This window comes from Okeania sp. SIO2F4 (assembly GCF_010672385.1).
GTDB lineage: Bacteria > Cyanobacteriota > Cyanobacteriia > Cyanobacteriales > Microcoleaceae > Trichodesmium.
The window spans coordinates 1-5,467 of the sequence record NZ_JAAHGT010000670.1 but is presented as its reverse complement, the minus strand read 5'-3'; the positions used below and the strand labels follow the sequence as shown (position 1 = coordinate 5,467).

Annotated in this window: 4 protein-coding genes; 2 read left to right on the top strand and 2 right to left on the bottom strand. The window is 32.9% G+C overall.

Annotation, left to right across the window (positions count from 1 at the left end):
- Both F6K22_RS30120 and F6K22_RS30115 read left to right on the top strand, forming a co-directional pair.
- The coding region (locus tag F6K22_RS30120; RefSeq protein ID WP_293106671.1) for a THUMP domain-containing class I SAM-dependent RNA methyltransferase at positions 1 to 1,056 on the top strand (1,056 nt) is incomplete at its 5' end.
- A 431-nt stretch (positions 1,057 to 1,487) separates the two neighbouring features.
- Positions 1,488 to 2,414, top strand: a complete 927-nt coding sequence (locus F6K22_RS30115) for a spermidine synthase (RefSeq protein WP_293106669.1) — start codon at positions 1,488 to 1,490, stop codon at positions 2,412 to 2,414.
- A gap of 1,272 nt (positions 2,415 to 3,686) precedes the next feature.
- Here the strand turns inward: F6K22_RS30115 and F6K22_RS30110 are convergent.
- Together F6K22_RS30110 and F6K22_RS30105 are read right to left on the bottom strand one after the other, a co-directional pair.
- A complete protein-coding gene (locus F6K22_RS30110) occupies positions 3,687 to 4,106 on the bottom strand; it encodes a peptidylprolyl isomerase (protein WP_293106666.1) in 420 nt (139 codons plus the stop codon).
- 205 nt (positions 4,107 to 4,311) lie between these two features.
- Positions 4,312 to 4,932, bottom strand: coding sequence for a TenA family protein (locus F6K22_RS30105; RefSeq protein WP_293106664.1), 621 nt, complete (start codon positions 4,930 to 4,932; stop codon positions 4,312 to 4,314).
- Positions 4,933 to 5,467: the final 535 nt, after the last annotated feature.

Below are 5,467 nucleotides of genomic sequence, written 5' to 3'. Positions count from 1 at the left end.
GGGGCTAAAAATGTCTCTCCAGAATTTACTGGGGTAAGTTTCACTGGGGATAAGACTTTACTTTATCGGGTTAATCTTTGGGCAAGAACTATTTTTAGGGTATTGGTTCCTATTGCAGAAGTCAGATGTGTTAACCGAGATGTTTTATATAAGGAAGTTAAAAAAATTCCTTGGCAGAAGTATATATCTCCTAAAAATACATTGGCAGTTCATTGTACGGGAAGTAATGAGAAATTAAGGCATACTCATTATACTGCTCTGCAAATAAAGGATGCTATTACCGAGCAACAAATAGAAAAATTTCGCTATAGATCGAATATTGATACTAAAAATCCTGACATATTAGTTAATGCTCATATTGAACATAAAAATTGTATCCTTAGTTTAGATAGTTCTGGTAGTAGTTTACATCAGCGTGGTTATCGGTTGGCAATGGGTTTTGCTCCTCTGAAGGAAACTTTAGCAGCAGCTTTATTGGAGATGGCGGAATATTCTCCTGATTTACCTTTTTTAGATCCTTTATGTGGTTCTGGAACTTTACCTTTGGAGGCGAGTTTAAAAGCATTAAATATTGCACCTGGATTGTTTAAAAATAAATTTGCTTTTATGAATTGGCGTGATTTTGATGAGTCGCTTTGGGAAGATTTATTAACAGAAGCTAAGAATAATCAATTAACTGAATTAAAATCAATAATTGTGGGAAGTGACAAAAATATAGAAGTTATTTCTCAAGCTCGTGCTAATGCTAAAAAATGTGGTGTTGGAGATAAAATTAAGTTTATACAAACAGATTTATCTAATTTAGAACCTCCAGCAGAAAAAGGAATAATTATTTGTAATCCTCCTTATGGCGAGCGTTTAGGAGAAGTAGAAGAATTGGGTAAATTATATAAAATGTTGGGGGATATTTTTAAACAACGTTTTACTGGTTGGACGGCTTTTATTTTGACAGGAAATAAACAGTTATCTAAACAGGTGGGGTTAAGAACTTCTGCTAGAATTCCTGTTTATAATGGTCCGATAGCTTGTAAATTATTAAAGTACGAATTGTATTAGTTTTAGGGAATAGGGAATAGGGAATAGGGAATAGGTAAGAGATTTTTCAGAAAAATATACGAAAAAATTTTTGACTTTTACTTTTGGAAGAGGTCTAATATCAAGCGTGATAAATATTTGTTACATTGAGAGAGGGAACAGGCAATAGGAAATAGGTAAGAGATTTTCGAGAAAAATATACGAAAAAATTTTTGACTTTTACTTTTGGAAGAGGTCTAATATCAAGCGTGATAAATGTTTGTTACATAAAGTAGGGACGTTGCATGCAACGTCCCTACGTCTGATTTTATCAAGCGTATGGTAAATTTATTACAGGTAAGATGCTTGTGCTACTTGTCTTATCCTATTATTATTTATTGTCAAAAATCTACCTTTGTGAACTATTCCCCTACTCCCTGCTCCCTACTCCCTACTCCCTACTCCCTCAAAAAATGAATAATCAAAAAGATTGGCAAGCTAAAAATTTAGAAGCAATTCGACAAAGAATTTATTGGTTGCAGGAACAACCAGATGGAGTGATTTTTTCTCAACCTTCTGGTATACATTTTTTAACTATAAAAAAAATTCAATTCATCATTCAGCTAGTATTAGTAGAGCAAGTAACTTTAAAAATGAATTGGGTTCAATCTATACTTAATTTGAATCACCCCACATATTTAATTTTTCCTTACACTCAGGCAATGATGTTAGTTTTGCTATGGAATAGTCAGCCAAAAAAAGTTTATATTGCAGGTTTTGGTGGGGGTAGCATTCCTCAAGTTTTACATCACTATTTTCCAGATGTAACAATAGAATGTACAGAAGTAGATGCCAATATATTGGCAATTGCTCAGAAATTTTTCGGAGTAGAATTAAATGAAAGATTAAAGGTTAAAATTCAAGATGGTAGGGAATATTTAGAACAAAAAAACGATCGGGATAAGTATGATATTATTATGGTCGATGTAGCTTTTGGTAATGGCTATATGTCTTATAATTTAGCGACTAAAGAATTTTATGAGTTGTGCGATCGCCATTTATCACAGTCTGGAGTTATAGTTGTCAATACATTAAAAAGTAATGGTTTTGAAGCGGAGTATGTGAAAACTATTCAAGCTGTTTTTCCATATATTTATATCTGTTATACTAGCGGTAAAAATACTATTATTATTGGTACTTGTGACAATCCAATTGACAAAGAAAAAATTCTAGAAAAAGCTAAGTCTATTCAAGATGAGCATCAGTTTTCATTTTCCTTGGTAGACAGAGCAAAGGATCTAAAAATCATTGAAGAATTATCTGGTTTAAATTTAGAGAAAGTTTCAATTTTTCAGGATAATGCTTCACCTGGAAATTATTTTGATTCATGGTTATTTTAAGGAAGAAGGAAGAAGGAAGAAGGAAGAAGGTAAGCATTCAGCTATTAGCGGTCAGCTCTCAGCAATAAAAATGAACAATGTAGCTCGATAGACTATTAAGGTTAACCGATGGACTTTTACATTAACTTTTAATTCTTTGAAATCTTCCAATTGCTTTCTCCCCTTTTAAAGGTAATGAAGCTGATAACTGATAGCTTAGTGCTGAATGCTTACGGAAGAATGAAGAAGGAAGAAGGAAAATCCATTAAAACAGTGGAATGAAGTGACTATCTGAATACCTAAGCTATACTAGAAATCGTAGAATATTTTTACTAGCGTTGCACGATTGTGGAATTATTTATAATAAAGGATAAATTTTTCTGACAGGCGATCGCTCAAAAATACAATTTTAATTCTGTTTTTTTTGGTTTATATCAATGGAATGTCTTATACCATTTCTCATGCATTCTTGCTACATCTCCTTGAGCAGAGGGAGTAGGGAGTAGGGAGTAGGGTTTAAAAATATCTTATATCTTCATTTAATGGCAACAAATTGTTAAAAACATTGCTCTTACTGATTTATTAGTTAATAACTGAAGTTTTGAGTAAGTATAGCATTATTTTTGGGAATTGGTATTATTGGTCTAGATTATTCTTTACTCAGTAATAAAGTTAAATGTGAAAACTTTGGTTATTGTCAGGAATTAACGGAACCACTCCCCTTGAATGGTTAATATATTGATATTAATTGGTAAGTTTTGATGGGAATATTATAGCTAAGAAAGAATTGGTATGGGATAATTACTGATGATGAATGTTAGAGATTGAAATGTTTTTCCTACTTTTCCCAGTGCGCGTGTTTCCTGTTGGCTGCTATAGAAAGACTTTCTTATTTAATGGTTGTTTTTCTAGGGTATTATCTGCGAAGAGATACGATAAAAGAGTTAAAAGAATGTAGACGATCTCCAGCATCTTATTCTGAACATTTTAGATAGGCACTTCACTTTAATCAAAATTCTACTTTTATTACTAACTGTTTTGAAAAATAAAGCGACCTTAATACTCTTGATTTTTCTGTCGATCCACCTATAGCCTCTAGGAAAAATTGTCTTGAAGTTATCAAAGATATACTATCCGTAGGTTCCTATACACCTGTTCCTTTAAGATCGAGAAAATCTCACTAAATAAAATAGTAAATAAGTAGAATAAATTAGAACTTCACAAGACATTTTAGTTCTATAAAAAATCCCCATCTAAATCTATAATTTTTGATTTAGATGGGGTAGATTAAAATTAATTCTCAATCTTCACAAAAAGAATTTTGTCACCCTGACGAATAGCATTTACAACTTCCATATCTTCAGTTTTTCCAAAAGTTGTATGAACGCCATCTAAATGAGGTTGGGGAGCGTGACAAATAAAGAATTGACTGCCACCTGTATCGCGACCAGCATGAGCCATTGATAAAGTTCCAGCTAAATGTTTATTACTATTAATTTCACATTTAATTTTATAACCAGGGCCACCTGTACCTGTACCTTTAGGGCAACCTCCTTGAATCATAAAATTAGGAATAACACGATGAAAATTCAAGCCATCATAAAATCCTTTTTCACTTAATTCGACAAAATTTTTCACAGTATTGGGAGCATCATTATCAAACAATTCTAAGTTGATTGTTCCCTTTTCTGTTTCCATGATAGCTCGTGTCATTTTTTGAATTTCTCCTAAAGTTAAAGAAGCAGTCAGCAGTCAGCAGTCAGCGGTCAGCTTTGAACCTAATAACTTAATTTAAGGTTAGTGACTAATAACCTTTTTATTTATTACTTTTAATTCTACTTGGAGACTAATTTCTTATTCCAAGATAATGAGTTAATAACTCATAACTGAAAGCTGATAGCTGAAAGCTGATAGCTAGTTAATTAGTAGCATTATACGCCATTTGCCAAAAGTCTTTTTCTAGTCTAGCGACGTTTAAAAAAGTAGCTTCAGATTGACTTTGTACTATTTTTGAGGCATCTTGTAATACCTCATCAGCTTGTGCCTCTAGCAGTTTAACATAATCTGTAAATTCTGGATTTCCCCAACGGTTGGCAAATTCATTATAAGGTTGTGGCATTTCTCCTGGTAATTGCCAACCTTGATTATAAGCTAGTTCAATTCCCCATAATGCAGTTGCTTGTAATGGATATGGCATCTCAGTTAGCTTATTCATAAAATCACAATATTCTGTACAAGTTAATTGTTTTTTTGTATTCAAATCTAATTGTCTTTCTGTTGCTTTATCTTTAAACCAATTTAGTTCATCTTGTAAAGCATTTAGTCCGCTCATAATTACATCAAAATGGGATGTTGGGGCAGAAGTTAAAATTCTGCCTACCATCCGAGTAAATTCCACAACAAATAGATAATCTTGTACTAGCCAAGTGTTAAATTGTTGAGGTTTAATAGTACCTAATTTACATTCGTCTAAAAATGGATGTACGGTAGCTGCTTGCCATTGTTGAGAGTATTTTTTTAAGAGTTCTTGACAGTTCATAAGTTTCAGTAAGGAATAAGGTTTTCGAGCCTCTATCAAAATATATAGTAATCCTAAATTGGTTTTCAATAATGAACAATGAACAATTAATAATTACCTCTTCTGTAATAAAAGGATTGGTTAAAAGGAAAATTTTTTCTTTTCTTGGTCGATTGGATATGGCTAGGTTTCCCGCTCTTGCAGAGCCACTCCGCTTTTTCCTGAGGTCATGCTCCGCAAACATGTCGCGCAGCTAAACAGCATCCCATCCTACAGAAAGATCCGTATATCGACCGCTTTTTCTCCCATATAGGAGAAGCTTTAAACCTTAGTTTTTCGGTGAAAATTTTTATAACAGTTAATATTAACGGAAAATCTTTAAAATTCTAACTTCTGACCGAAAAATTCTGGGGAGGCGCCTCTCCTTTTCCGGGGATAAAAAAAATAGAATATTCTATATTTCAATCCCGAAGCTTTCCGTTTGTCATGCTGCGCAAACAGCTAGGGGTACTGATAACTGATAACTGATAACTGAAATGACTACCTATATAAGAGA